The organism is Mycobacterium sp. NGS40, from assembly GCF_059812735.1.
Genome location: NZ_JCALDG010000020.1, coordinates 74,072 through 98,356 on the forward strand (window position 1 = coordinate 74,072; position 24,285 = coordinate 98,356).

21 protein-coding genes and 1 pseudogene are annotated in these 24,285 nt (G+C 64.9%); 15 read left to right on the forward strand and 7 right to left on the reverse strand.

Going from position 1 to position 24,285, the window contains the following annotated elements; translation table 11 throughout:
• The first annotated feature begins 472 nt into the window (after positions 1 to 472).
• Positions 473 to 1,594 carry a helix-turn-helix domain-containing protein gene (locus AC5Y5O_RS25200; protein ID WP_061559587.1) on the forward strand — a complete coding sequence of 374 codons (1,122 nt, stop codon included), beginning with the start codon at positions 473 to 475 and terminating at the stop codon, positions 1,592 to 1,594.
• 18 nt (positions 1,595 to 1,612) lie between these two features.
• Here AC5Y5O_RS25200 and AC5Y5O_RS25205 read toward each other — a convergent pair whose 3' ends face one another.
• A complete protein-coding gene (locus AC5Y5O_RS25205) occupies positions 1,613 to 1,918 on the reverse strand; it encodes a hypothetical protein (RefSeq protein ID WP_061559586.1) in 306 nt (101 codons plus the stop codon).
• A 375-nt stretch (positions 1,919 to 2,293) separates the two neighbouring features.
• On the opposite strand from AC5Y5O_RS25205, the gene AC5Y5O_RS25210 reads away from it, so the two are divergent.
• Positions 2,294 to 2,794 (forward strand): hypothetical protein, encoded by a 501-nt coding sequence (locus AC5Y5O_RS25210; protein ID WP_244890287.1) that lies wholly within the window; start codon positions 2,294 to 2,296, stop codon positions 2,792 to 2,794.
• On the opposite strand, the gene AC5Y5O_RS25215 is transcribed toward AC5Y5O_RS25210, so the two are convergent.
• The 4 genes from AC5Y5O_RS25215 to AC5Y5O_RS25230 form a co-directional block, all read right to left on the reverse strand.
• Positions 2,791 to 3,156, reverse strand: a complete 366-nt coding sequence (locus AC5Y5O_RS25215) for a hypothetical protein (RefSeq protein ID WP_061559584.1) — start codon at positions 3,154 to 3,156, stop codon at positions 2,791 to 2,793. The genes AC5Y5O_RS25210 and AC5Y5O_RS25215 overlap by 4 nt on opposite strands.
• Positions 3,156 to 3,815 (reverse strand): DUF4226 domain-containing protein, encoded by a 660-nt coding sequence (locus AC5Y5O_RS25220; RefSeq protein ID WP_061559583.1) that lies wholly within the window; start codon positions 3,813 to 3,815, stop codon positions 3,156 to 3,158. Before AC5Y5O_RS25220 ends, AC5Y5O_RS25215 begins: the two co-directional genes overlap by 1 nt.
• Positions 3,816 to 3,861: 46 nt before the next feature.
• A complete protein-coding gene (locus AC5Y5O_RS25225; RefSeq protein ID WP_239723497.1) occupies positions 3,862 to 6,291 on the reverse strand; it encodes a S8 family peptidase in 2,430 nt (809 codons plus the stop codon).
• Positions 6,292 to 6,431: 140 nt separating this feature from the next.
• On the reverse strand, positions 6,432 to 7,394 hold the full coding sequence (locus AC5Y5O_RS25230; RefSeq protein ID WP_061559581.1) for an AAA family ATPase: 963 nt from the start codon (positions 7,392 to 7,394) through the stop codon (positions 6,432 to 6,434).
• A gap of 739 nt (positions 7,395 to 8,133) precedes the next feature.
• Between AC5Y5O_RS25230 and AC5Y5O_RS25235 the strand changes: the two genes are divergently transcribed.
• The 4 genes from AC5Y5O_RS25235 to AC5Y5O_RS25250 all read left to right on the forward strand — a co-directional run bounded on the left by AC5Y5O_RS25235 (position 8,134) and on the right by AC5Y5O_RS25250 (position 12,269).
• A complete protein-coding gene (locus AC5Y5O_RS25235) occupies positions 8,134 to 8,850 on the forward strand; it encodes a ParA family protein (protein ID WP_061559580.1) in 717 nt (238 codons plus the stop codon).
• The gene (locus AC5Y5O_RS25240) at positions 8,850 to 9,740 is read left to right on the forward strand and encodes a ParB/RepB/Spo0J family partition protein (RefSeq protein ID WP_061559579.1); all 891 of its coding nucleotides are present in this window, start codon (positions 8,850 to 8,852) and stop codon (positions 9,738 to 9,740) included. The genes AC5Y5O_RS25235 and AC5Y5O_RS25240 overlap by 1 nt, the downstream gene beginning before the upstream one ends.
• 341 nt (positions 9,741 to 10,081) lie before the next feature.
• Positions 10,082 to 11,167, forward strand: coding sequence for a hypothetical protein (locus tag AC5Y5O_RS25245; RefSeq protein ID WP_061559578.1), 1,086 nt, complete (start codon positions 10,082 to 10,084; stop codon positions 11,165 to 11,167).
• A 58-nt stretch (positions 11,168 to 11,225) separates the two neighbouring features.
• Entirely contained in the window at positions 11,226 to 12,269 is a 1,044-nt protein-coding gene (locus AC5Y5O_RS25250) for a C40 family peptidase (protein WP_276553231.1), read from the forward strand.
• On the opposite strand, the gene AC5Y5O_RS25255 is transcribed toward AC5Y5O_RS25250, so the two are convergent.
• Entirely contained in the window at positions 12,217 to 12,843 is a 627-nt protein-coding gene (locus tag AC5Y5O_RS25255) for a helix-turn-helix domain-containing protein (protein ID WP_239723498.1), read from the reverse strand. The genes AC5Y5O_RS25250 and AC5Y5O_RS25255 overlap by 53 nt on opposite strands.
• A gap of 346 nt (positions 12,844 to 13,189) precedes the next feature.
• On the opposite strand from AC5Y5O_RS25255, the pseudogene AC5Y5O_RS25260 reads away from it, so the two are divergent.
• Positions 13,190 to 13,363, forward strand: a pseudogene (locus AC5Y5O_RS25260) (WhiB family transcriptional regulator); the annotation flags it as partial.
• A 15-nt stretch (positions 13,364 to 13,378) separates the two neighbouring features.
• Here the strand turns inward: AC5Y5O_RS25260 and AC5Y5O_RS25265 are convergent.
• Positions 13,379 to 13,564: a hypothetical protein gene (locus AC5Y5O_RS25265; protein WP_061559560.1), complete on the reverse strand. Its 186-nt coding sequence runs from the start codon at positions 13,562 to 13,564 to the stop codon at positions 13,379 to 13,381.
• Positions 13,565 to 13,601: 37 nt separating this feature from the next.
• On the opposite strand from AC5Y5O_RS25265, the gene AC5Y5O_RS25270 reads away from it, so the two are divergent.
• The 8 genes from AC5Y5O_RS25270 to AC5Y5O_RS25305 all read left to right on the forward strand — a co-directional run bounded on the left by AC5Y5O_RS25270 (position 13,602) and on the right by AC5Y5O_RS25305 (position 24,159).
• A complete protein-coding gene (locus tag AC5Y5O_RS25270) occupies positions 13,602 to 14,162 on the forward strand; it encodes a hypothetical protein (protein WP_061559559.1) in 561 nt (186 codons plus the stop codon).
• Complete coding sequence (locus AC5Y5O_RS25275) at positions 14,159 to 14,647, forward strand: hypothetical protein (RefSeq protein WP_061559558.1); 489 nt, start codon at positions 14,159 to 14,161, stop codon at positions 14,645 to 14,647. The genes AC5Y5O_RS25270 and AC5Y5O_RS25275 overlap by 4 nt, the downstream gene beginning before the upstream one ends.
• Positions 14,648 to 15,325: 678 nt before the next feature.
• Complete coding sequence (locus AC5Y5O_RS25280) at positions 15,326 to 16,237, forward strand: alpha/beta fold hydrolase (RefSeq protein ID WP_061559557.1); 912 nt, start codon at positions 15,326 to 15,328, stop codon at positions 16,235 to 16,237.
• Positions 16,234 to 16,641 carry a hypothetical protein gene (locus AC5Y5O_RS25285; protein WP_139043407.1) on the forward strand — a complete coding sequence of 136 codons (408 nt, stop codon included), beginning with the start codon at positions 16,234 to 16,236 and terminating at the stop codon, positions 16,639 to 16,641. The genes AC5Y5O_RS25280 and AC5Y5O_RS25285 overlap by 4 nt, the downstream gene beginning before the upstream one ends.
• Positions 16,638 to 17,183: a hypothetical protein gene (locus tag AC5Y5O_RS25290; protein WP_061559555.1), complete on the forward strand. Its 546-nt coding sequence runs from the start codon at positions 16,638 to 16,640 to the stop codon at positions 17,181 to 17,183. The genes AC5Y5O_RS25285 and AC5Y5O_RS25290 overlap by 4 nt, the downstream gene beginning before the upstream one ends.
• Positions 17,180 to 17,767, forward strand: a complete 588-nt coding sequence (locus AC5Y5O_RS25295; RefSeq protein ID WP_061559554.1) for a hypothetical protein — start codon at positions 17,180 to 17,182, stop codon at positions 17,765 to 17,767. Before AC5Y5O_RS25290 ends, AC5Y5O_RS25295 begins: the two co-directional genes overlap by 4 nt.
• Positions 17,768 to 18,043: 276 nt before the next feature.
• A complete protein-coding gene (locus AC5Y5O_RS25300) occupies positions 18,044 to 18,649 on the forward strand; it encodes a hypothetical protein (RefSeq protein ID WP_061560265.1) in 606 nt (201 codons plus the stop codon).
• 248 nt (positions 18,650 to 18,897) lie between these two features.
• Positions 18,898 to 24,159, forward strand: a complete 5,262-nt coding sequence (locus AC5Y5O_RS25305; protein ID WP_139043406.1) for a helicase-like domain-containing protein — start codon at positions 18,898 to 18,900, stop codon at positions 24,157 to 24,159.
• Positions 24,160 to 24,285 lie beyond the last annotated feature (126 nt).

Genomic DNA, 24,285 nt, shown 5'->3' on the forward strand with positions numbered 1-24,285 from the left:
CCGCACGTCGCGGGTATCGGCGACCACACCGACCACCACGGCCACGCAACCGCGACGGCCAAACCAGCATCGACTCAAGGAGGGATACCTAGCGCCGCGAGCCAAACACCCGCGCCCGCCCGGTCTTTCGGGCCGACGCCGCACATCTCAATAGCCGGAGTGACTGACCGCTGACATGACAAGAGCCCCGCCTCTGGCGGGGCCCGTGTCTGAGGTTCGAACTGAGGGCCAACTCAGTTCTGGGTCTTCACCCATCTCCCCGAAGGGACGTGTCTTGCCTGACTCGTCTCACGGTAGCGCATGCCTGTCTGCCTTGCCAGACCATCACGCGCTTCGTGATCAACTTTTGTTCCCACGCCGCAAAAACGGCTCGACCCTGCCGTATCGCGGCTGCACCGCTATTCGGGCGCGCCGCGGCGTCATCCGCACAACACGGCTAGCCGAGGTCTTGGCTATTCGGCGTGGACACCGTTTGCGTGGCGCTGTCCTCCCCCAGCCCAGCGCGTTCGTCAACCTTGAACTCGAAGCAGACGCCTACGCGGGCGTCCCCTGCTGGAGCGCCGGACCCACCAAGTGGGCACACATCACAGTCGCTGTGGCCTACGACCTGCACTACCCCACAATCCGGCCGCAGATGTGCGACGGCGGCATCGCCAAAAAACCGCTGATCATCATCGCCGCAGCCATGGCCCACTACGCCGACTGGGGCACCGGGCGCAACTGCCGGGCCACCAACGATCAACTCGCTGCCCGGACTGGCTTTCACCTACGCACCATCCAGCGCGCACGCGAATGCCTGCGACTGCTCGGCGTAGCCACCGAAATCCTCCGCGGCCGCCAACGCACCTACACCGAACGGATGGCCTCCTGGCGCATGGGCGATCGCCACCGCGGCTGGGCCTCGGTCTGGGCGCTGCACGACAACGCCCAGATTAACCGCGTTATTCACAACTTGTCACCCCATCTGGAACGGTCCCGACTAACCACAAGAACCTCACCTCACAAGAAACTGTTCACTACCCACGCGGGCGCAAGCGCCCGGAAAGGCGCCGCTACGCGCCGCCTCAGCCCAGACAAGGACGGACAACGCCTGGCGGCGCGCTGGCGCGCCGAGGCCCACGCACCGCCCTGGGCTCGCCGCTATGGCATCAGCAGCTGGGCAGCGATGCTCGCAGCCCCGGCCGCCGCCGGCTGGACACCGCGCGATCTCACCGCACTTGTCGGCGATTGGCTGGGCACCGGTCACCGGATACCGAGTAATCCGCATCGTCCGATTGCCCTGCTCGGCACACTGCTGGCCTGGCATACCAGCCACAACAGTCTCCAAGACCGCCCCGCCGCGCTCGACGAGGCGCGCGAAGCCGCCGAAGTCGCCGCTGCTCGGGAGCGCGTTAGTCAGCAGCTCGCACAGCGCACCACCACCCAGCAGGCACGAGATGCTGCGCGTGCCGCGTTAGGCGGTGATGGTCACCAGGCCGCCCGTGCGGCCGCGGCCGCCGCGGCGCGAAACGCCGCCGCACGCCGCACCATCAGCGCAGCCGCCGAAGCGGCTGTTGTCGATGCTGCAGTCCGGCGCGCCCGCGGTCTCAACTAAGCCGTGCGGTGCGTGCAGTTAGGCCGACAACAGCTCTGGCGTACCGAGCAGCGAGGTCGCTGTCTGGCGGATCAATTCCACCGGATCCAATCCCTGCTGCTCAGCCACCGGCAAAAGCTCGGTCAACAGATCGCCATACTGGCGAATCAGGTCCGGCAACTTGCGCCCGGCCACCGCCTCAAGCGCCTCGAGCTTGTCGGTGTCATAACGCACCTGAAGCCGATCCACTTTTTTCCGGGTCTCAGACCCCTGGCGCTTCTTGCGGCGCAACGCCTCGGCGTCGTGGGCCCCGCTGTGGTGCCTCAGGGCAGGCTGGCTGCTCATTGCGACTCCTTCGCTCCAATGTGACCGCCGGCGCGCACGGTGGTCTGCGCACGTAAGTAAGTCCAGCCCGAGACGGCAGGTCTGCTCGCTTCACCATCCGCACTCATGTAAGGATGTGCTTTCACTGCATCACGAGCTCGCGCAGGCCTCAGCAACCGACGTAAAACCGCTGATGAATCGCGAGAATGGGCAGCGCCGCCGTGGCGCCGCGAGTCCGGGCAGCTCATCGTCATGTAAGTAAGTCTCCCATGCCGGAGCTGACCGGTGGGAAAATTCGAGCGCGTGTCACCAAGATTGCGCTGATCTCTTACTTACATACGACGTCTTAGGCACAATAGAACCGTGTCAGCGCCAAGCAAACCGGAAGGCTACTCGTTGGCCGACGCCGGCGAGCTGCTCGGCGTCACAGCCCAACGAGTCAGCCAGATGCTGAGCGCCGGAAAACTCAGCGGCCCGCACTATCCACACAAGCGCGTCCCCAAACATGCAGTTCGCGTCTGGAAATGGTCATTAGACCAAGAGCTGGCCCGCCGGCAATCCACTCCCTCACCACGTTCCGCCCACCACCAACCCGACCCGGCCGCCGACCGCGATGTCTTCGCGCAATGGTGGGAACGTCAAGAAGCGCGCGTCAACGCCGCCGCTCACGAACTTAAAGTCGCTGCCGATCTGGCACGCCAACAGGCCAGCGAAGACCGCAAGAAAGCCCGCCAGCTGATGTCCAAGCTGGCACGAGTCACGATCCAGCAAGCCGAACTGATCGAGCAGTTAAAGGACGATCTCGCAGTCGATACCGAGCGCACCGAACGCATTCTCGACGCGTACTCCGATGCCTTGACCCAACTGCTGGCCCCCGACACGATCGGACCGCTCTAGCCAGGCTGGTCGATGGCAGCTACCGCGGCGTCGAGGGCAGCCGGCGTCCCGGCGTCGACGACGCGGTCGACGGTGTCGTTATCCAGCGCGTACACCCCGTCGATGGGGCCGTTTTCCAGGTATTGACGGACAGCTTCAATCTTCCAGTCGGCGTGGGTTGAATCGCCCATCCGCGACAGCTGTTCGGCGTGCAGCCGCTGGCGAGCCTCGTCGGCGTCACGGCCGCTGACTGACCAATCAGCGCCCGGATACCGGGCGATCCAGTTTCCGTCGGCCTGTTCGGTCACAGAAGGCCTGAACACGAACGAGACGTTGCGCTGCACCATCACCCGTTCGATATCTGCTTGCGTTTCGACGTTCACTACGGCATCCCTCCGGTGATGTCGATGGGCGAATGCCGCCAAATGATCGAGCCGTCATTTTGCAGGAATTCGCAGATGTATCCCCCCACGATAGCTGGGCTGCACCAAATGATGTATCCAACAGGAGGTTTCAGTGCAATCTGAGCTACCACGGGGCCCTCAGCCTGGTAACCCGCAGCAGCGGCATCGATGCGGGCCGCGAGCTCGGCGTTGTGTTCCTGAAAGTTCTGCACCAACCCTTTGGCCCTGTTGAGCTGACCTTGCAGATAGGTGGCCAACTCCTGCTGGCCCGCGGCGCTGCGAGCGCGCGGCGCTAGCGCGTCAACTCCGGCGCGGGTCTCGGCGATCAGGCTGTCCATGCTGTGTGCGCCGGCAGCTGCAGCCTGGCCGGTGGTGACGAACGCCGGAGCGATCTGGGCATCAGCGGTGCGCGCATTATCCAACCGTTGCAGCCGCTCGTTGTTGGCTGCGCGATACACAGGCCCGGCCACACCGTGCCAATCCGAAGCCGCGGCTTGGCCGGCCTCAGCCACGGCCTGGCGGCCAGTGACCAACGCCTGCGGGGATGGCCACCGCCCGTCGATCGGTGAGGATCCGAACAGCCTGCGAGCATCGCTCAGCGCGCGGCCAGCCTGCACTATCAGCTCGTCCAGAGACATACCGCCAGTATCACCTCCTCGTGGACGCCGTAGGGGCCCGTTGTGCTCATCTGGCTCGGGCGCGCAGGCGTATTTGGAGTTGTTGGCGCACCTCGGCCTGGATATCCGCGCGGACCGTTGCGCCGACTTCCAGGGTCGCTGCCAGGCCGTAGCGAACAGGTACGGACAGGCTTCCCGCATCGACTCGGCAGTCCACGTTGATCTCGAGTGCGTCGCCGGCGGCGAATGCGACGGCGCGATCTCCTTCGAGGATTTCGTGCTGGACGGTGCCCTTGCGGGCAGCCCAATACTCAGCTTCGGTGCGCTCAATGCCAAGGGCATCACCGGGTGGATCAAAAGACAACCGCGCCATCCGGTGCTGACGCGTGCGGGTGTTGACCTGCGACAACCAGCTCAGGGTGATCGTCAGGCGACGCCAGTCGGTGGTGGCCACCAGACTGGGCGGCAGCGGAAAAAAGAACGCCTGGCGCTGACCTGCTGAAATGGACCCGGCACCAACGATGAGCACTTTGTGCGATGCGGCGCTAACAATGCGGTCACCCTCCACGGCGCCGTAGCCGAGAAGCCGCGATACACCGCGGCGGCTTAAGTCCATCCCGGCGATCACCTGTTCCAAGCCGTCGCGCATCGGGCCCCAACTCGCAGCATGCACGAGCAGCGTTTTTGCCAGCACGGGGTGGTATTCGGCTGCCGGAAAAGGGGGTTCGCCCGGTTGCGGTTCGAGCGATTCAAGGACGTCAAAAATGCCGTCGACTGCGCGGGTCGCCAAGGCCGTGGCGTTGCTGGTGCCGTGGGTGTAGGCCGTGGCGTTGATGGCCCCTCCTGGACCGGGTGCGGCGACGCGGGTGCCCGGCCCGGTCACGGTGGTCTCGGCCGGATACAGCGTTGTTGCTCCTTCGGCGGCGACGGGGCGTTGATGCAGGCTACGCCCGCCGGGCAACAACACCTCGGGCTTGACGGAGTTGCGATGACCGAAACCCACAGGACTGTAGAGCGCAGGCATTCCCGCTTCGGCCGCGTCGAGGACGGTGTCACTTGTCGGCGCGGTGGCCGCGTCGGCATGCAGTGCACCCACGCTTATGACGTTGACCGCCTCGGCCGGCGATAGGACTCGCCGGTGGCGGGCGCGTTCGTAGATCCCGGTGGCCACGGCGCTGCGCAGCGCAGCGGGGTCGGCCAGGCAGACCGCGGGGACCTCGACTTCGATGGAGTGGTTTCCGGCGCTGACCAGGATCAGGACGTTGTAGCGGTGTGCGAGCCAGTCCAGCAGTTTGGCCAGTGGGCTGATCCGGCGCACGAACATCTGAACGGGATCGCCGATGGATAGATTGACGACTCGTACGCTGGGAGCTTGGGGCTGGCCGGACCCGTCACCTTCGAACATTCGTCGAAAAGCCTGGTGGACGAGGTCGACCAAGAGCCGGTCACGCAGGACGACTTCCTCGTCGAGGCCGAACGGGTGCGGCTGCATGATCGGGCGAACGTAAACGCGCCGTGCCGACGAGGTCCCGATGGCGTTGAGGTCTCCGTGGGATATCAGTGAGGCCATCGCCGTGCCGTGCTGCATTTGAGCGCTCGTGTAGGAGTCTGCAACCTGATCGGGATCGTCGATGACCAACCGCCCGTTGAGGGCGATGTGTCCGGCCATAGGAAGACCGTCCAGCAGGGCCACCCGCGGAACGTCGCTGGTGGGCGTAGCCGTGAACAAGTCTGGATCCAGGGCGTCGTCTGAGGCACTCACACCGGGAACGGACATGGGCCGAGCCGGCGACACGTACATGATGGTGTCGGTCATCAGCAGCGCGATTGCTTCTGGTCCGCGCTCGACAACCACTTCTACCTGGCTGTATGGGATGTCGGCGAGGATCGCGTGATAGGCGATACCGTCCAGTGCCGCCTCAGTGATGACCTCTCCCCCGGCCTCGGTGACGATTGCGCGTACGGTTTGTTCGGCCTCGGTCCTGCGCTGCGGGTCTTGGCGGTACCAAAGTTCGATCTCCACGCGTGCTGCGCTCGCGGATTGCCCGACGGTGGCAACATCCTCACGCCACTGCTCGAGTAGCCCTGTTTCGCGGATGCGGTCCTGGGGACCCCACCGCCGGATCTCGCGCAGCAGTTCGAACACGTTGCGCAGCGGGGCCAAGCCAGTTGGCATCTTCCCAGCACGATCCTGTTGCCAGCGTTCGAACAGCGATAGCAGTTCGGTGACGGCTTGAGCGTTGGACATGACCACATACAAGCTGTCAGTGACCGCGTCATCGCTGCGCTCACCTGCGCGGATGGCGTGGAAATCGTCGTCTGACTCGAATTCGTCGCCATCAATTTCAAGCAGAAATTCCAGACCAGGCACTCGGGCGGCGGCACGCGCGAAGGCTGCCACAGTGTCGGCCAGGTCGAATACGACCACCAGTTCGGGATCGGCTTCGGTGGTGGCGTCCACCACGTCGGCGCGACCTGCCTGCAGCGCTTGCTGCAACGCGGTGAATTGTGGTTGCAGGCGCTGTTGTTGGCGGGCTGGACCAGGGCCGACAACCCCGGGTGGGGCAAAACGCGAGACGCCAGCAGGGATCGGCGCCGAAGTCGGTATTCCAAAGGATAGGGGTGGGCGAGGCGAGGTCACGGCTCCCTCGTGGCCTGACGCTGTTTTAGACGGTCTCGCACGATGTCTTCAATCCGACCGTCTGGTAGCGACAGCACATGCCGGCGCATCACGTCCTGGGCGAACTGCTCAATGTCGGCGTAGCTGGCCCCGGCGAGCTTGTCAGCCAGGGTGCGAGGGGCCAACCCCAGGGTGCCGCCGAGCTGCACGCGCAGCCGTTCGATGAACTGCGTGGCTTGGGTACGCGAGGGCGGCTCTAGCGACAACTGCAGCTGAAAGCGGCGCCATGCGGCGCGATCGAGCAATTCCCCGTGGTTGGTTGCGCAGATCGCCACGACATGCGACGGGAGCCGGTCAATTTGCAGCAGCAACGTGGAAACAACCCGTTTGATCTCTCCGGTTTCGTGGGTGTCGGCGCGTTCTTTGGCGATGGTGTCGAACTCATCGAAGAACAAGACACAGCGGCGGGTGCGCGCAAATTCGAAGACATGATCGAGCCTGCTGGTCGTCTCACCGAGGAAACTCGACACCACTCCCTCGTATCGCACCACGTAGAACGGCACCATCAGCTCCGCCGCGACCGCTTCGGCCAGCGATGTCTTACCGTTGCCGGGCGGACCTTCAAGCAGCACACGATTGCGCGGTTCCAGTCCATGGCTGCGCAGCAACTCACTGCGATGGTGTTCTTCGATGACTTCGCTGATCGCAGCGGCGAGTGCCGGAACCATCTGTACATCGGCGAGCCGCCGCTTGGGAACAATCTCCTGCACGAGGTCGGCGACTTGCCGCGCCGAATCGTCGCGAGTGAGCAAACTGCGCGCTCCGGCTGTCGTGATCAGCTCTGAAAGTCGATCGGCGACGAGGTGGTGTTGATTGCTGCGTTCCTCGGCGATGATCGCTTCGACGAGCATGCGAAACCGTGCAGTGTCGCCACGTTGTTGGGCCTCCACCAAATCAACGACCAGGTCCGACCTCGCCACAACCCCTCCTTCGTGCACGACACCCGCCAGCCCAAGTGCAGCCACCCGGTGCTACGTGAATCATTCCAGACCACGGCGTCAAGACCAGTCAGGTCCGGTCACGCGCCGCGAAAAGTTCTACGCCCAGGGCGCGGCGTTTCGTTCAGGTCAATTCGGCGCCGGGATGGGCGGCGCGCTCATTGCGCCTAGTCCCGAGACGATGCCTTACCGGGACAATCACCGTGCCCCGAGCTTCTGGCCCGTCAGGTCGGCGCCTGGTCTGCGCTGCCCGCTCCCCCCGGGCCACAACGTGTCCCGCAGCCGGTGCGCACCGGGCCGGGCTGAGAGCATCAACGCGCACTGATCCGGGTCTCGTGCAGTCAGCCTTGAGCACCGCGGCCAGGCCCCCTCCGCTCCCGGCCACTAGCAACAACTGCGACACCCGCGCTTCGTAATCGTCGGATGTCGTGGCCCCGCTCCGGGTCTCAGCCGATCCAGTTTTCCGCGGAAAACTAGATCATTAACACGCAAAGGCACAGGTACGCCAGGTTATTAGTACTACTAATAACCGCAAAGCGCCCCCGAAGCGCCACGCACTCACCGTCAACGTTTGTGCAGTTTTCCGCGGAAAACTAGCGAGATGTAACGCACAATTCAGCGTGTCGGAGAGCGAGCCGTCGCGTCTTCGACGTACTCTTTGGTGGCCGGTTCCCGGAGTAGGTCGCCGTCGCGACCGAAGCACACAAAGGTCTTCTCCCCCATGACTAAAGTTGTCACTGTTTTGAACCAAAAGGGCGGTGTCGGCAAGAGCACCGCCACCGTCAACCTCGCGGCAGTACGCGCCCAGAGGCTGACGGCCGAACTGGACCCCGACGCCTTTTCTCCGGTCGCGGCGGTGTCGATCGACCCGCAGGGCTCGGCCAAATGGTGGGCCAACCGGGTCGACGAACTTCCCTTCCATCTCGTGCAAGCCCACGACGATCCCCTTGAATGGCTCCAGCAACTGAACAACCTGCCAGGCATCGTCGAGGTCTACGTCGATACCGCGGGTTGGTTCGACCTCGACCCGGACTCCTCCGGAGACGGTCTCGGTGATGGCTACTCCGCCGATGCACTGCGGACTGTCCTCGACGTCACCGACGAAGCGATCGTCCCCGTGCTGCCGGCGCCGATGTGCTTTGACCCGACCGCCCGCACGATCCGTAAGCTTCTCGAACCACGCAACATCCCCTACCGGGTGTTCATCAATGACTGGGATCCGCGCGACGGCGAACACTGGCTGGAGCAAACGCAGAAGTTCGTTCGCGGACAGGGATGGCCCTTAGCCGAGACAGTAGTGCGGCACTACAAGATCCACACGAATGCCTCCAGCGAGGGCATCGTGGTCACCCAGTACAAGAAGAGTGGCTCGGCAGCCAACGCCGCGGCTGACTTCTACAAGCTCGCCGACGAACTGAACATGGTAGGGGTCCGATAGTGGGCCGCGGTGGTGTCAAGACGTTCGATGCGCTCGTTGATGAGGTCGGTGACAAGTCATCTGTTGACGGCAGCGCGAACACTCCCGTCGTGGCCCCGCGATCGGGCATGTCGCGGTCGGTGGCTCTTCGTGATCTGGTGGGTAACCCACACAACCCGCGTGATTCCGTCGGTGACCTTGACGAGTTGGCGTCCATCGTTGAGTTCCAACTACAGCCCGTGGTCGCCGTTACCCGAGGTGCATTTCAAGCGCTCTATCCCGAAACCACCATATCGGCGCGGTGGGTAGTCATCATCGGCAACCGGCGCCTGGCCGCTGCTCACAAGTTCGGCCGCCCAGAGCTCGACATCGTGATCAAAGACGAGCTCGCTAAAGATCGCGCAACGTTGCTCACCGCCGTCATCTCCGAAAACGTCGACCGGTCAGGATTCGACGTGATCGAGGAAGCCAAAGCTGTTGAACGGCTCGTGGGGGAGTACGGCAGCGCTGACGCCGCCGCCGAGCACCTTCGCAAGAGCAAGACCTGGGTGTCACACCGGCGCGCACTACTCAAACTCGCACCGGATCTTCAGGAAGCCACCCGCCGAGGCGATCTGGCGATTCGCGAAGCGCGCACACTTGCCCAAGTTCCGCTCGCGCAACAGGTCGCCCGATGGAACGCCGCCCGCGGCCGACACGGTGACGGTGCCAACGCCCAGGACGACGCCGGGGAGCGCGATTCGGAATCAGCTGCCAAAAACGGCGCCACGACACCGCCGCTGCGCACCGTGACGCGGGCGCTTCGCAAGTTCGACACCGACCCAAGCGCGCTGGCGCTAGCCTTACGCGATCAACTTGGCGATACCGGGGCCAAGCTGCTGGTCACCCAGCTCAGGAAAATCCTGAAATAGCGCGCAGGGGTCAGTTTTCCGCGGAAAACTGACCTATCCATACAGGTCACGAAACATATTCTACGTGCGCCCGCGGCTGAAATCCGCTGGGCGTCAAACGCTTTCACCGCGAGGCATTCGGAACGGCAGGTCATGGTCGCCCCGACAGTGACCCGCGAGGGCTAGCAGCCACGTGCCTGGCGCGCGCTGTCGGCTGTTGCCGGTTGAGTGGTCGGTTGTAGTCGCTGCGGAACAACCCCGAGATGGGGTGCGGGTCGTGTGACCATCGCTACGGCGCGCTGATCGGCGAAGTTGGTGGTGGTGATAGCCGCTTGGGTGGGGTGTGGGTGATACTGCCTGCTATGACCTCGCTCGATGAGCTGGTGGCCGAGGCTGGCCGTGCGCTCGGCGATGGGCGCAGGCTGTTTGGGGCCTCGCCAGTGACGACCGCCGGCTGGTCGTCGACGCCGGCGTTGGTGACTGTTCGCCAGGGTGTGGCCAAGGCGGGGCAGGCCGCTGCTGCTGGTTGGGGTGGGGCGGCCGCCGCGAGTTACGGGATCGCGAACCGGGGTCAGCAGTTCGCTCTCGATGGTGCGATCGGCGGCGATAACGCCACTGGACCGCCGTTGATCGGCAGCGGCCAGAGCGCTGGTCGCGGTGGCGGGCGCATGGATGGGGTGATCACCGATACCCGTTCGGGGGTGGCCGCGATCGCCCCGGCGACCGGGACGCCGGCGGGGAAACGGGAGTTGGTGACTCATCTGCAAGGGCAGCTGGACCGGGCCAAGGAGCTGTTGCGGGTCTCTGAGCGGCGCAACGTTGAGCTGGCGCGGCTGATCCAGCAGGGTTCGGCCGGGTATGGCGGGATGGGCGGTGGCGCCCCGATGGCCGGGGGTGGCGGCCCGATGGGTGGTGCGCCGATGGGCATGGGCGGTGGTGGGGGAGTGGGCAGCCCGCTGGCGTCGCTTCCCGGCCTCAGTAGCGCCCTTTCGGCCCTCGACCGCGGCGACCACCACACCAACCACCACCCTGGCGACGAGCTAACCCTGGCCACCGAACCCGCTGGCCCCAGTGCAGAGCGTGTGCGCGCAGCCATCCGCAAGGCCCTCGATATTGAGGGCATCCACGATCCGGTGGCCCGCGCTCGGTGGGAAGCCGGGATGATGCTGGTCGCCAAGCGCGAGTCCGGATTTAACAACGGCGCTCGAAACCACGACGACAGAAACGCCCGAAACGGGGATCCGAGCGACGGGTCCTGGCAGTTCACCGGGGGGACCTTCCGGCAATATCATCAGCCCGGCACGTCGGGCAGCCGATCCGACGACGTGGCAGAAGCATGCGCGTTCATCAACTATGCCCGTGGCCGCTACCACGTTGCGGTCGATGCGTCGAACCTGGCGGCCAATATCCAACAGGCCGATCCCACCCGTCCACCGAAAGGTTATTAAGACCAAAGTTGGTGGTGGTGATAGCCGCTTGGGTGGGGTGTGGGTGATACTGCCTGCTATGACCTCGCTCGATGAGCTGGTGGCCGAGGCTGGCCGTGCGCTCGGCGATGGGCGCAGGCTGTTTGGGGCCTCGCCAGTGACGACCGCCGGCTGGTCGTCGACGCCGGCGTTGGTGACTGTTCGCCAGGGTGTGGCCAAGGCGGGGCAGGCCGCTGCTGCTGGTTGGGGTGGGGCGGCCGCCGCGAGTTACGGGATCGCGAACCGGGGTCAGCAGTTCGCTCTCGATGGTGCGATCGGCGGCGATAACGCCACTGGACCGCCGTTGATCGGCAGCGGCCAGAGCGCTGGTCGCGGTGGCGGGCGCATGGATGGGGTGATCACCGATACCCGTTCGGGGGTGGCCGCGATCGCCCCGGCGACCGGGACGCCGGCGGGGAAACGGGAGTTGGTGACTCATCTGCAAGGGCAGCTGGACCGGGCCAAGGAGCTGTTGCGGGTCTCTGAGCGGCGCAACGTTGAGCTGGCGCGGCTGATCCAGCAGGGTTCGGCCGGGTATGGCGGGATGGGCGGTGGCGCCCCGATGGCCGGGGGTGGCGGCCCGATGGGTGGTGCGCCGATGGGCATGGGCGGTGGTGGGGGAGTGGGCAGCCCGCTGGCGTCGCTTCCCGGCCTCAGTAGCGCCCTTTCGGCCCTCGACCGCGGCGACCACCACACCAACCCAGATCTAGCTGACACCCACGATGCGGCCATCGGCGGTGGTGGTCCATTAGCGCGCATCGCAGTCAAAGCGGCGCTGACGCGCTTAGGGCGTCCCTACGTGTGGGGAGCCAAGGGGCCCAATCAGTTTGACTGCTCGGGCCTGGTCCACTGGGCTTATGCGCAAGCTGGCATCACCTTGGGTCCAGACACCTACACCCAGGTCCACCAGGGTGCCGCGGTGGGTCACGGACAGGTCCAAGCCGGAGACCTGATCTTCCCTCACGCGGGACACGTGATGCTCGCGATCAGCCCTACCCAAGTGGTCGAGGCCCAACAATCCGGCGTGCCGGTCAAGATCTCGCCGATGCCATCCTCGTACGTGGCGCGCCGGCCGACGGGGTAGCGCTTTCGTCCGCTGCGGCGTCACGGATGATGTCTCGATATTCGTGTAATTGCGTTAGCGCCGACATGGTTTCACTAAACGATGATCCGCCGACGTGTGGCAGGCTCGCAGCGATCAGCGACTCTAGCTGCAACAGTTGGGTATCGAGATCGCGCAGCGCCGCCTTTGCCTGCGGATTATTGCTCTGAGACACCAGGATCTGCGTACACGTTGCGGCGATGGCCGCCACAGCTGTAGCAATCCCCAGCGCCTGCAGGTTGGTCCGAGGATCGGTCGGCGCCGGAGTCGGTGTCGGCGCCGTGGCGGGCCGCGGCGCGGATTGCGGGATGGGCTGTCCGCGGCGCAGCGCGTCAAGAGCGCCACGCGGCCATTGCAAGGCGTCTTCGAACTTGGCGCGGTTGACGCGATGGGGAAACGACTTCCCGCGCTCCAGCAGCGCAGCGGTGTTCAGCGACACGTCGGCGGCTTCGGCTAACTCCCGCTGCGTTTCGAACCCGACTTCGAGCCGGCGGTCGGCGACTGCCTTGCCCACCCGCTCCAACGGGGTCTCATCAGTTGGGGCTGACGTGCTCACCGCATCCCTTCGATATCGCGAGTCCATGTTGACCGACGACCATTAGCTACTTCCAAGTCAACTATAGAAGTTGACCACATTCACGCACGCTTGGACACGTAAGACGCCAGGATTCCGCGCGACTGAATGAACAGCAATACACATGATTAAGCGGGATCTGCGCGACCCGAGATAGAGCTAGCCCGCCGTGTCTGCATCATACAGAGCCATTTACCTGTGCGAATGCGTGGCTAGGAAACCTTTGTCCGCCCTGGTGTTGCCTAGAACAGCGTAAGCAGCTATAAACGTCTACAAGAGGCAACGTACACAGATACATGCACAGCTATGGTTAAGAACGGAGATTGCTGTGACAAACATCCGGCCCTTAAAAGCAGACACTGGCCTGTGCGAGTACGAGGACCGCGACAAGTGGTTCAGGGCCTATAGCGGCGAACGAGAGGCCGCCGCGATCTGCACTAACTGCCCCATCATCGTCAGCTGCGCTCAGCGCGCTCTGAAACTGGGCGTCACCGATGGCGTGTGGGCATCGGTCCCGCTACCGGGCTCCCGAAATGCCGACGCTCTGCGAGAGGCTCGCGCGCGTCTGCAGGAAGTGGTCGACCGCTACCAGCGCCAGCCTGCGGAATGGCGGCGCCGGTCCCTGCAGATTCGCCAGGCTGTGCACTTCGCCGCCACCCAACGCGAACAACGCCGCCGCCACGCAGCAGCGGCCACCCGCCACGCGCCCGTGGCGTCCCCAGCCCTCACGGAGCGAGCCAGTGCCTAGCACCAGCGCGGCCACCCGCATCCTGCGCGACGATCTGCTCGCCCAATTACGCAGTGCGCAACGCCCCCTGACCACAGCACACCTGCGCGGTCACGCCCCAGCGGTACCCGTCGCCGGCACCGCCGTGTCCTGCCCTCCCATCCAGGAACAGATCTACCGCGTCCTCTGCGCTCTTGAACGCCAAGGCCTCGTCAAACGAGGATCCGCCCCAGGCCGCGAAGTCACGTGGCTGCCGGCCCCAAATCCCGCCGACCGCGAAATCGCCGCCCTAGAAGCCACTTTCACCGACTCCACCACGGTGCAGCGCGCCGACCGCCCAGCCATCGCACGCGCCAGCGAACATCTCAGCGCAGGCGCCCGCTGCGCGCACCGGATCGCCATCGACGGCGATGACCACACCGCAGCGGCCACGCTCTCGCATGTGCTCATCCACTGTGCCGACTTGCTGGCGCACACCACAACACTTGAAAACCTGCCCGCTGTCAACGGCGGCGGGGGAGTGGTTGCGTTGCGCGGCAACCTGATCGACAACGGCAGTGAGGTTCGGCAATGATCACATGTCCGCTTCAAGCGGCGTTAAGCGATCGTGTTCCTGAAATCGCCAGACGCCTCGTCGAAGTTGTCGCCATCGCACGCGATCCTGGCCTACGATCCAAAGTCGCAGTCAGAGCCCGCATTCCGGGGATCAACCCAGTCGGCGTCTGCATTGGGCGGGGTGGGCTTCGAATCGCCGACGTCGAAAAGCGCTTACACGGCGAACGGGTCAGCATCATCGCCCACGACAGCGATCCGGTCACATACGTGACAAATGCCCTGGGCTTAACCGGCGCCACCGCTGAAGTCGCGAGCGCCGAGCAGCACCGGATACGCGTCTATGTCGACACCGCCGACTATCGGCTTGCAGTAGGCAAAGCGGGCAACAACATACAGCTCGCCCGACAGCTCACCGGCTGGAGCATCGAAATCTGCACCACAAACGGCGGCACCCGTCCCGCACCCACCGGCCGGCCCACCCAACGTCTCGCGCTAATCCAGTAGGAAGGCACTTTTGATGAGCACAGGGCAGTGTGTCACCTGTAACGATCTGCTCGGCCGCAACCTGCAGCCGGGACTCCGTGTTGCTCCCATCGCGCCCACCGATGCATCAGTGCCTGGCGCGCGAGCCCAAAGCACCTGCCCGCCTCGCGCACTGAGCACCGTCATCGGGTGCGCCGCAAGTCTTCTGGAAACCGCTGTCAACCACCACACCGGAATCGTTATCTGCGTCGCAATAACCGCCGCAGTGCTGGTGGCAGCCACTAGCCGTGCGTGGCGCGACGGTCCATGCGCGGCGCTACGCTCAATACGAAGCGCTGCCACCAATCGCACATCCCACGTCCTGATCGGCGTATTCACCCACGCCGGTGCGCCCGCCGAACTGTGCACGGCCAGCACCCCTTTGAGCGTGGCGGCCGCGGTGGTGTTCGTAGCCCTTCGACCTCGCCGACAAACTGCCTGCGCGCAGACCGTTTTCACTCGCAACGGGAGCTGGTAATGGCCAGCCCCGCACTGGCCCTACCAGCACCGGCCAGCAGCAAAACTCCACCACCGCTCGTCGCGGCGCCTTGGGTCCGACCGCGGCCCTCAACGCCGAGCAGCGCGCACCTGTGGTCTCACACCTGGGCGCCGGCAGCCACATCACCTCGGACACTCCGGGTCCCCACCGCCGACGGTGTTGTGCTGGCAGTCAACGACTTTGGTTCCCGACACCCTCGACACACGATCGTCTTCCTCCACGGTCTATGCCTCAACAGCAGCACCTGGGATGCCCACATCGAACGGCTGCGCCGCGAATACGGACCCGACGTGCGGCTGATCAGCTACGACCACCGCGGTCACGGCAGATCAGGAAGCGCCGCACTGAGCAGCTACACCATCGATCAGCTCGGCGATGACCTCGCCCAGGTGCTGCGCGCCCTCAACGTCGCCGGCTCCCTCACCGTTGTCGCGCACTCGATGGGTGGGATGACAGTACTGGCCTACCTGCAGCGCCCCATACCCCAACGCCCCGCGGACCCCACCGGTCTTGTCCTAGTCGCCACCGCGGCAGGCAAGCTCACCGAACGCGGTCTGGGCCGACTGCTGGGCGCACCGGGTATCGCCAGACTGCTTACCCTGGGCACATACACCCCCGAGCACCTGTTGTGCGGATTCCTCAAGCCGGTATGTGCTGCGATGACCCACCTCGGCAACCGACTGCCGGCGTCGACCTTGGCCGCCATGACGCTGACCGCGTTGACCATGACAGCGCCGAGCACTGCGTTGGGATTCCTTCCCGCACTTCGCACTTACGACCTCTACCCGGCCCTGCACGCCATTCGCGCACGAACCACCATCATCAGCGGCGCAGCTGATCCCATCACCCCGCCAGCTCATGGCCGCGACATGGCCGCCGCCATCCCCGGCGCGCGCTACATCAGTGTGCCCGGCGCCGGTCACATGTTGCCGCGACAAGCCTCCGCGGTCATCGACCGAGCCATCGCCGACGCAATGACCCCATGGCCGATTCGGCAGACGCCTACACGCACAGCCCGAAGCGGGCCATCGCAGTGCAGCACCGGGCACGATCGCCAGGAATCGGGATCATGACGTCGTCGACTCCTCACGCGGTGCGCGACCTCGCCTCACGGCGAGTGCAGCATCAGGACCTCGCCCAGCCCGACTACTGTGATCCACCGCTCGGCCCATGCCCTGTGTGGTGTGAAAAGCCCGCCGGGCACGAATGGGATGACGCCTGGGAAGCCGGGCCCGTGCGCTTTCACACCCGGCGACGCCAGATCACCAAGTACCAATCGATAACCGTCGAGGAAGTCGAACAATTCACCAGCCAAGGACCCACACGTCAGCGTGACATCGTCTTCGACGCCCAGTCGCCGACTCCATGGGATGTCCCCACCGCCCGCCGCGCCCAACGCCTGCTTGGGCAAGCACTCGCCATCGCCGCTGCCGAACCCGAGCCCGATAACCATTCCAGCCCAACAGGTATGCGATGACCAGCACGACCGAACTGCACAGCATCACCAAACACGTCGCGGCGAAACTACGTACGCGCGGCTACGCGGCCCGCGCCTATAGCGACTCGCGTGGACCCCATGACCAACCAGAGTCCGGTGTGGTGATCCATGTCGTATGCACCGAGGCCTGGCGTTACCCCGATGGCCGCTGGGAAATCATCGACCGCCCCGCACGATTGGTCCACGCCACCGGCTGCTGGCCACACACGTGGATCTGGAACTACCAACTTGCCGTGCCTGAGCCGTCGTCCACATCGGCGCTCGCGGCCTGGGTCGCCGAGCACCTGCCGCCACCTGATCACCCCGAATACCGCACCTACTGGCATTTCAGCTCACCGGGCGCACGGCCCGCCGGCGCGCCCCCACAGTGGGAGCAACGGTGGCGTGAACACCTTTTCGCCGAGCTTCGCCCGCGCGAGCGCACCAGCGCGGCTCCCGCATGCGACATCCACCCACGCCACTACCCGCGCAACACGATTCGCTCGATTCACACCAACCCGCCAGGAGGAGAACGCAAATGACCGCCATCCTGTTAGCACCCACCAACGACATCGTCGGTACGCTCAACGCCCGAGCCCGTCTTGATCGCCTCGCCGCTGCCGACCCAGCCACCGCACTCACGTGGCGCACGCCGCCACCGTGGGGCCCTGTGACGCGCCGACAGCATTTGTTAATCGGCTTACGATTGCGCCGCCACGAGCGCCATATCGCTAAAGCAATTGCAGCACTCGCAGATTCACGAAGCGGCCAGCGGGTCCGGTGGCAACGGGTCTACACCGCACCCCAGCAGGAGGCATCGCGGCCCGAGATCGACACATGGTTCCGGATCAACTGCGCCGTCGGCGATCTGGAGGGTCTGCGCCAGGCCAGCACAGTCGCGCCGATGGTCAAGAGCACCCATTGGGTCATCGCAGACGGAGTCACCAGGGTGCTGGTGGGGTGGGATCTCACCCAGCTATCCGAGGAGGGGGCCGCCCGCGCCGGTCGCGGCCTGCTACGCAGCATGTTTGGCTATCCTCGCCCGCACGCCGGCTCTCGGTTGGGTACAGCATCTGATGACCTTTGCCCATCGTGCTGCCACGGATTCACCGACCGTCAGCGATAGCACATCCGTGACGGCTACCCAAGGCGTCACGGCGCGCACGGAGGTCGTGTGGTCTAACCGGGCGATCTCTGCGCCGACGTTATTCGACGTGGCCACGATGCCATGACCCCCCGAGAGGGGCGACGGCTCGCTGAGCGTCGGCTGCGCCGATATATGGCCAACCACGGTTACCCCGACCCCGACACAATACGATCGGAGCGCACAATATGGCGCGGAGCAAGCGGCCAGATCCACAGCAACCGGGTCTGTTCGACATCTTCGATGGGGACGGTGGTAGTGACGAGCCCAGAGATTCGTCAGATCGTGGCGCAGGCCTACGCACAGACCCTGCAGATGCCCCAGGAGTGGAGTCCCGCCCAGCGCGACGCCTTCTTGGACGACGAGGCGAGCAGGATCAGCTATCAAGTCGCCGAGCTGGCAGCCCAGCTGGGGGCACAAGCGGTGGGGGAGTGGACCCAAGCCCGCGGACAGCACCCGGATTACCAAACCAAGGTGGGATTGCTGAACACCGCCCGCAGCCAGGCGATGGAGATCGTCCTGAGCAACGAGCTCTACGAACAGATCCCGACCGAGGACGACCAGCCGAGCACGCTGTGGGGCGAGGGCCAGCCGGTGCCCGATCGCAGCGACGTGCCCTGGGATCAACGCTGGACTCGGCCGCAGTACCGCAGCAAACCGGGCCAGGACATCGAGGACCTGATCGCCCGACTGTGGCCGGATCCGCGATTCTCGGCGGTGTTTCGGATCAAAGCCGGATACCTCCTCGCGGCCCGGGCCGAGGAGGGCCTCCCGCTGCCGAGCGGCCCGCAGGACCCGCTGACCGACCAGCTAGCGCAGATGGTCTACAGCGACCTGCGCCACGACGGCCTACCCGAGCGGTAAGCGCCCAGCCTTCGTTATTCGACCAGCTCGATCAGCCCACCGATCCGCGTGCGATCGATCCCGGCGGAACACCGCTGCCACCTGCAACATCGGCCAGCCCGGCACCACCGGAACAGGGATCGCGTGAGCGATCAGCAGATCAGGCTAGCGTCCCAACCCCGGCGGCCGAGGAAGAGCTTGCCGACGTCGACCCGACATCAGAAGCCTTCGCCACCCCCACCGACTTTCCCGCCAGCCTCGACACCCTGGTGCCATCGGGCGCCAAAGCCCGTATCCGCGCCAACATTGCCGCCCTACAGCTGCTGGACACCCTGCGCGACGCCCAACGCCCGGCCACCACCAGCGAACAACGGATCCTGGCCGCCTGGTCAGGATGGGGTGCCGTACCCCAGATCTTCGACACCCGCAACCACGACCTCGCCGCCGAACGTGACACCCTGGCCAAGCTGCTCGACCGCGACCAATACCGCCAAGCCGAAGCCTCCATCCTCAACGCCCACTACACCGATCCCGCCATCGCCGCCGCGGTGTGGGAAGGACTAGGGCGGGCCGGGTTTTCCGGTGGCCGGGTCCTCGAACCAGGTTGCGGATCAGGAACATTCATCGCCCACGCCCCCGAAAACGCGGTCATGGTCGGCGTCGAAAGCGACGCCACCACCGCCGCGGTCGCCGCCCAGCTCTACCCCTCAGCGCAAATCCGCCACGAAGGCTTTGAAACCACCCGCGTCCCCGAGAACAGCTTCACCGCCGCCATCGGCAACGTCCCCTTCGGCCGCTACGCCGTCACCGACCCCGCCCACAACCCAGCCCGCCACTCCATCCACAACCACTTCATCCTCAAATCCCTCGCCCTTACCGCGCCCGGCGGCTACGTAGCCGTGCTGACCAGCCGCTACACACTGGACGCGGCGAAAACCGCGGCCCGGCGTGACATCGCCGCCAAAGCCGACCTCATCGGCGCAATCCGGCTGCCCTCCAAAGCATTCGCCCGCGTCGCGGGCACCGACGTCGTCACCGACCTACTGATCCTTCGGCGCCGCGACCCCCGCACACCCGCCCCCGACGAACTGCCCGACTGGGTCAACACCGAACCCATCGAACTCACCGACCCCGACACCGGGCACACCGAAACCCTGCACATCAACGCCTATTTCGCGGCGAACACGCACAACGTGCTGGGCCAGATGCAACTCGGCCACGGGCTCAACGGCTCCGCCCAACTCGCCGTGGCCGGCACCAGCGGCACCCAGCTCGCCGATCAGCTACGCCAACGCTTAGGCCCGCTGATCGACTCAGCACGCCAGCGCGGCCTCGGCCTCACCGCCACCCCTACCGACCTCACCGACATCTCGGCAGACCTCTTCGACCCCGGACTCCTCAGCGCCGGCGACCGCGCGGAGGACACGCCCCTGTACACGCTGCGCTACAACGAGACCAACCGCAGCATCGAGTACTGGGCCGGCCACCAATGGGAACCCCACAAAACCCCCAAAACACTGCTGGCAGAGACCCGCAAACTCATCAGCCTGCGTGACGTGGCAGCCAGCCTGATCGCCTCCCAACGCGACGGCCGACCTCCCGCCGAACGCGACCAGCTGCGCGGCCACCTCAACACCCTCTACGACAACTACGTAGGCCGCCACGGACCCCTCAACCGCTTCACCTGGATCTACCCCAGCATCACCCCAGAACGTCGCGCCCGGCGCCTCGACGACGCCGAAAAAGCCTGGCGCACAGCCGAAGGCACCCCCGCACACCCCTACACAGGGCCGGTGCCCGACGAGCTCGCCGCCCAATGGGACACCGAAGCATCAGAAGCACCCGCCCCCTACAAAAAGCGACGCCACCTCGACGGGGGAATGCGCCACGATCCCGGCTGGGCGCTGGTGGCGTCCCTGGAAATGTTCGACGAAGACACAGGCACAGCCCAAAAAGCGCCCATCTTCTCCACCGACCTGCTCACCGCGCCCCTCGAACGAGACACCGCAGACACCCCCGAAGAAGCGCTGGCGATGTGCCTTGACCGCACCCAGCGGGTCGACGTCGACCTCATCGCCAGGCTGCTTGAAGTCGGCGCCGACGACGCCCGCGACCTGATCGCCGGCCTGGTCTATCCCAGCCTCGACGACCCCGACGAACTCGTCCCCGCCGTCACCGCCCTCTCAGGCAACGTGCGGACCAAACTCGCTCGCGCACTCGAGGCCGCCCAGACCAACCCGACCTACAACGACTACGCCGCCGCCCTCCAACAGGTGCTGCCCCCACAACGTGAAGCCCAAGACATCAAAGTGCGCCCCGGCGCGCCCTGGATCCCCACCCCCCTCATCGCGGCGTTCGCCGAGAAAACCTTCGGCGCCACCGGAGTCACCGCCGAACACATCGGTGGACGCTGGATCGTCGACATCGCGTCCTACAAACGCCACGGCCGCTTGATGACCGACGAATGGGGCATCGACCGGCGCGGCTGCGACGCGGTCACCCTCCTCGAGGCCGCTTGCAACTCCAAAGCCGTCCTAGTCAACACCGACGAAGGTGTCCTCGATCCGCAAGCCACCTTCGCCGCGCAAGCCAAAATGGCCAAAATCAGTGAGGAATTCAGCCGATGGCTCTGGTCGGACGACACCCGCCGCGACAGTCTGGTCACTGAATACAACCGGCGCTTCAACTCGCTTCGCGCGCCCGTCTACGACGGGGCGCACATGCGCTTTCCGGGCATGTCAGATCACTTCAGCCCGCACTTCTACCAGCGCAATGCGGTCGCACGCATCCTCTCTGAACCGACCGTCCTGCTCGATCACGTTGTCGGAGCCGGCAAGACGGGCAGTCTGGTGGCCGGAGCCCTTGAGCTCCGGCGCCTTGGGCTGGTGCGCCAACCCTGGCTCGTCGTGCCGAACTCGATCACCGAACAGGTTGGCCGAGAAGCCAAACAATGGTACCCAGCCGCCAAAGTGCTGCTCGGGTCATCAGCCACCACCGCAGACGGTCGACGGCGTTTCATCGCTCAAACCGCTTCCAGCGACTGGGATCTCGTTGTTATCCCCCAATCGGCGTTCACCGCGATCAACGTCTCCAAGGACATGCGGGTCAACTACATCGAAGAACAACTCGACACCTTGCGCGGGCAACTCGAATCCGCTGAAGCCGATCGCAGCAAGAAACGCATCGAACTGGCGATCAAATCCGCACAAAACCGCCTAGAGAAGCTGCTCGCCGCCAACACCAAAGACGCCGGCCTGCGATTCGAGGAATCAGGCTGCGACTACCTGATGATCGACGAGGCACACACCTACAAAAACCTCGGCCGCACCTGCAACATCGAGGAACTCTCCTGCCCCAATGCCTCGCAACGCGCTGAAGACCTCGCCCTCAAACTCAAAGCGCTGCGCCAACGACGCCGCGACGAAGCCCGAGCCAAAGGGATTCCCGCGCACCGTTGTGTCGAACGGGTGGCCACCTTTGCCACCGGCACCCCCATCGCCAACTCACTCGGCGAGCTGTGGGTCATGCAAACCTACTTGTGCCCAGACCTTCTCGAACAAGCAGGAGTCGCCGACCTGGGGGACTGGGGTGCCGCATTTACTGCCACAACCACCACCATCGAGGTCAACTCCACCGGAACCAAGCTGCGCCCGGTCACCCGCGTCGGCAAATTCACCAACCTGCCGGAACTGCTTGCCCTGTCCTCGATCTACACCGACGTCGTCACCCGCGACCAGGTGCCCGTCGCACTTCCTGCCCTGCACACCGGGCAACGCCAAATCATCAGCTTGCAACCCGACATCGAAGTCGTCGACTTCATCACCGACCTGGGATACCGCCTCGATCACCTCGATGCCCGAAAACCCCAGCGTGACAACCAGCTCAAAATCAGCACCGACGGACGCAACGTCTCCCTCGACCCACGCCTAGCCCACCTACCCGCACCACCGCACAGTCGAGCCGCCGCCGTGGCCGAACGCATCATCAGCGTGCACCACCAATACCGCGACCACACCTACACCCACCCCGACACCGGCGCACCCGCCGGCACCGGCGCACTACAAATCGTATTCTGCGATCGCGGCACCCCTTCGAGAAACCCTGCCCAATTCAGCATCTACCAAGCGATCAAAGACGAACTGACACAACGCGGTATGCCCGAGACCGCAATCCGATTCGTCCACGACGCCAAAAACCTCCAAGAACTGAAATCCCTTTTCGCCCAATGCAACAGAGGAGAGGTGTCAGTCCTCATCGGCAGCACCGAAAAGATGGGCACAGGGGTCAACGTGCAAGCCCGAGCCGCCGCCCTACACCACTGCGACGTCCCCTGGCGGCCATGCGACCTCGAACAACGCGAAGGCCGCATCCTGCGTCAAGGCAACCAAAACCTCGACGGCATCCACATCTTCAACTACGTCACCGAGGGCTCCTACGACACCGTCATGTGGCAAAAAGTGCAAGCCAAAGCGCTGTTCATCGAACAAATGCATCGCAACGAAATCATCGACACCGAGATCGAAGACCTCTCGGGCGGCGACATCGGCGCCGCGGCCGCCGAAACCAAAGCCATCGCCACCGGCGACCCCCGCTACTTGCGCCAAGTCGAGCTCGACGACACTGTCAAACGCCTCACCGCCTTGCAACGCGCCCACCAACAATCCGTCCGCAACCGCGACTGGCAAGTCAGCATCCTCGAGCGTGCCCTCCCCAACAAGCAGCGCGACATCGACGAGGTCGCACCGATCGCCAAAGCTGCCGCCGCTCACGCTGCCGCCGGCGGGCCGCCCCGGATCGCCGTCGCGGACACCACCTACACCGAACGCGTCCCCGCCGCCCAGGCCTTAGCGGCCGCCTTGCGCCGCGCCTACACCGCCGGAAAAGACCGCGGCGCCAGCCGCTTCGAACCCACCGACGCCCGCATCCACGGCATCGAAATCCTTGCCGCCCGTGACCTCACCCACGACCAACTCTTGCTGCGGCTCGCCGTGCCGTCACGCACCACCGACATCGACGGCCTCGAGCTGCTCGCCACCGGCGCAGGCTTGGGCGCCGATGTCAACGGCCCCAAGCAACTCGGCTTGCTACGCCGCGTCGAAAACCTCTACACCGGCCTACCCGAGCACCACGCACGCCTGCGACACGACCGCGACCGCGACCAGTCAGCACTCGACGACTTCCTGGCCAACCCACCAGAGCCGTTCGAGCACACCGACGAGCTGGCCTCCAAAGACGCAGAACTCAAGACGCTCACACTCGAGCTGCGGATGGCCGCCGAAAGTCCAGAAGCAAAAGCCAAAGCAGCAGCAGCAGAGCAACGCCTACAAGCCCGCGGTCGCAAACCCGGCTGGAGCTTGCTCCTCAACCCCACCCCGGCACTGCTCGAAGAACTCGGCTTCCCCAGCGCCGACGCCCTACGCAGAACCCTGCGGGCCCGCGAACACCTCACCCTGGAACAACACCAACGTCAACAAAGCCTCGACCATCCCGGCGCTGTCGGACACATTGCCACCTTCATTGGTGCTGTCTAACATGTGTTTAATAGCCGTGACTTCGGTAGGAGCCACTCGAATCATCTGAAGGCATCCGTCATGTTGCACCTACTACCCAAATTCCACTCACTACCCGATCCCCTGGCTGCGGTGGCACATCGTCAT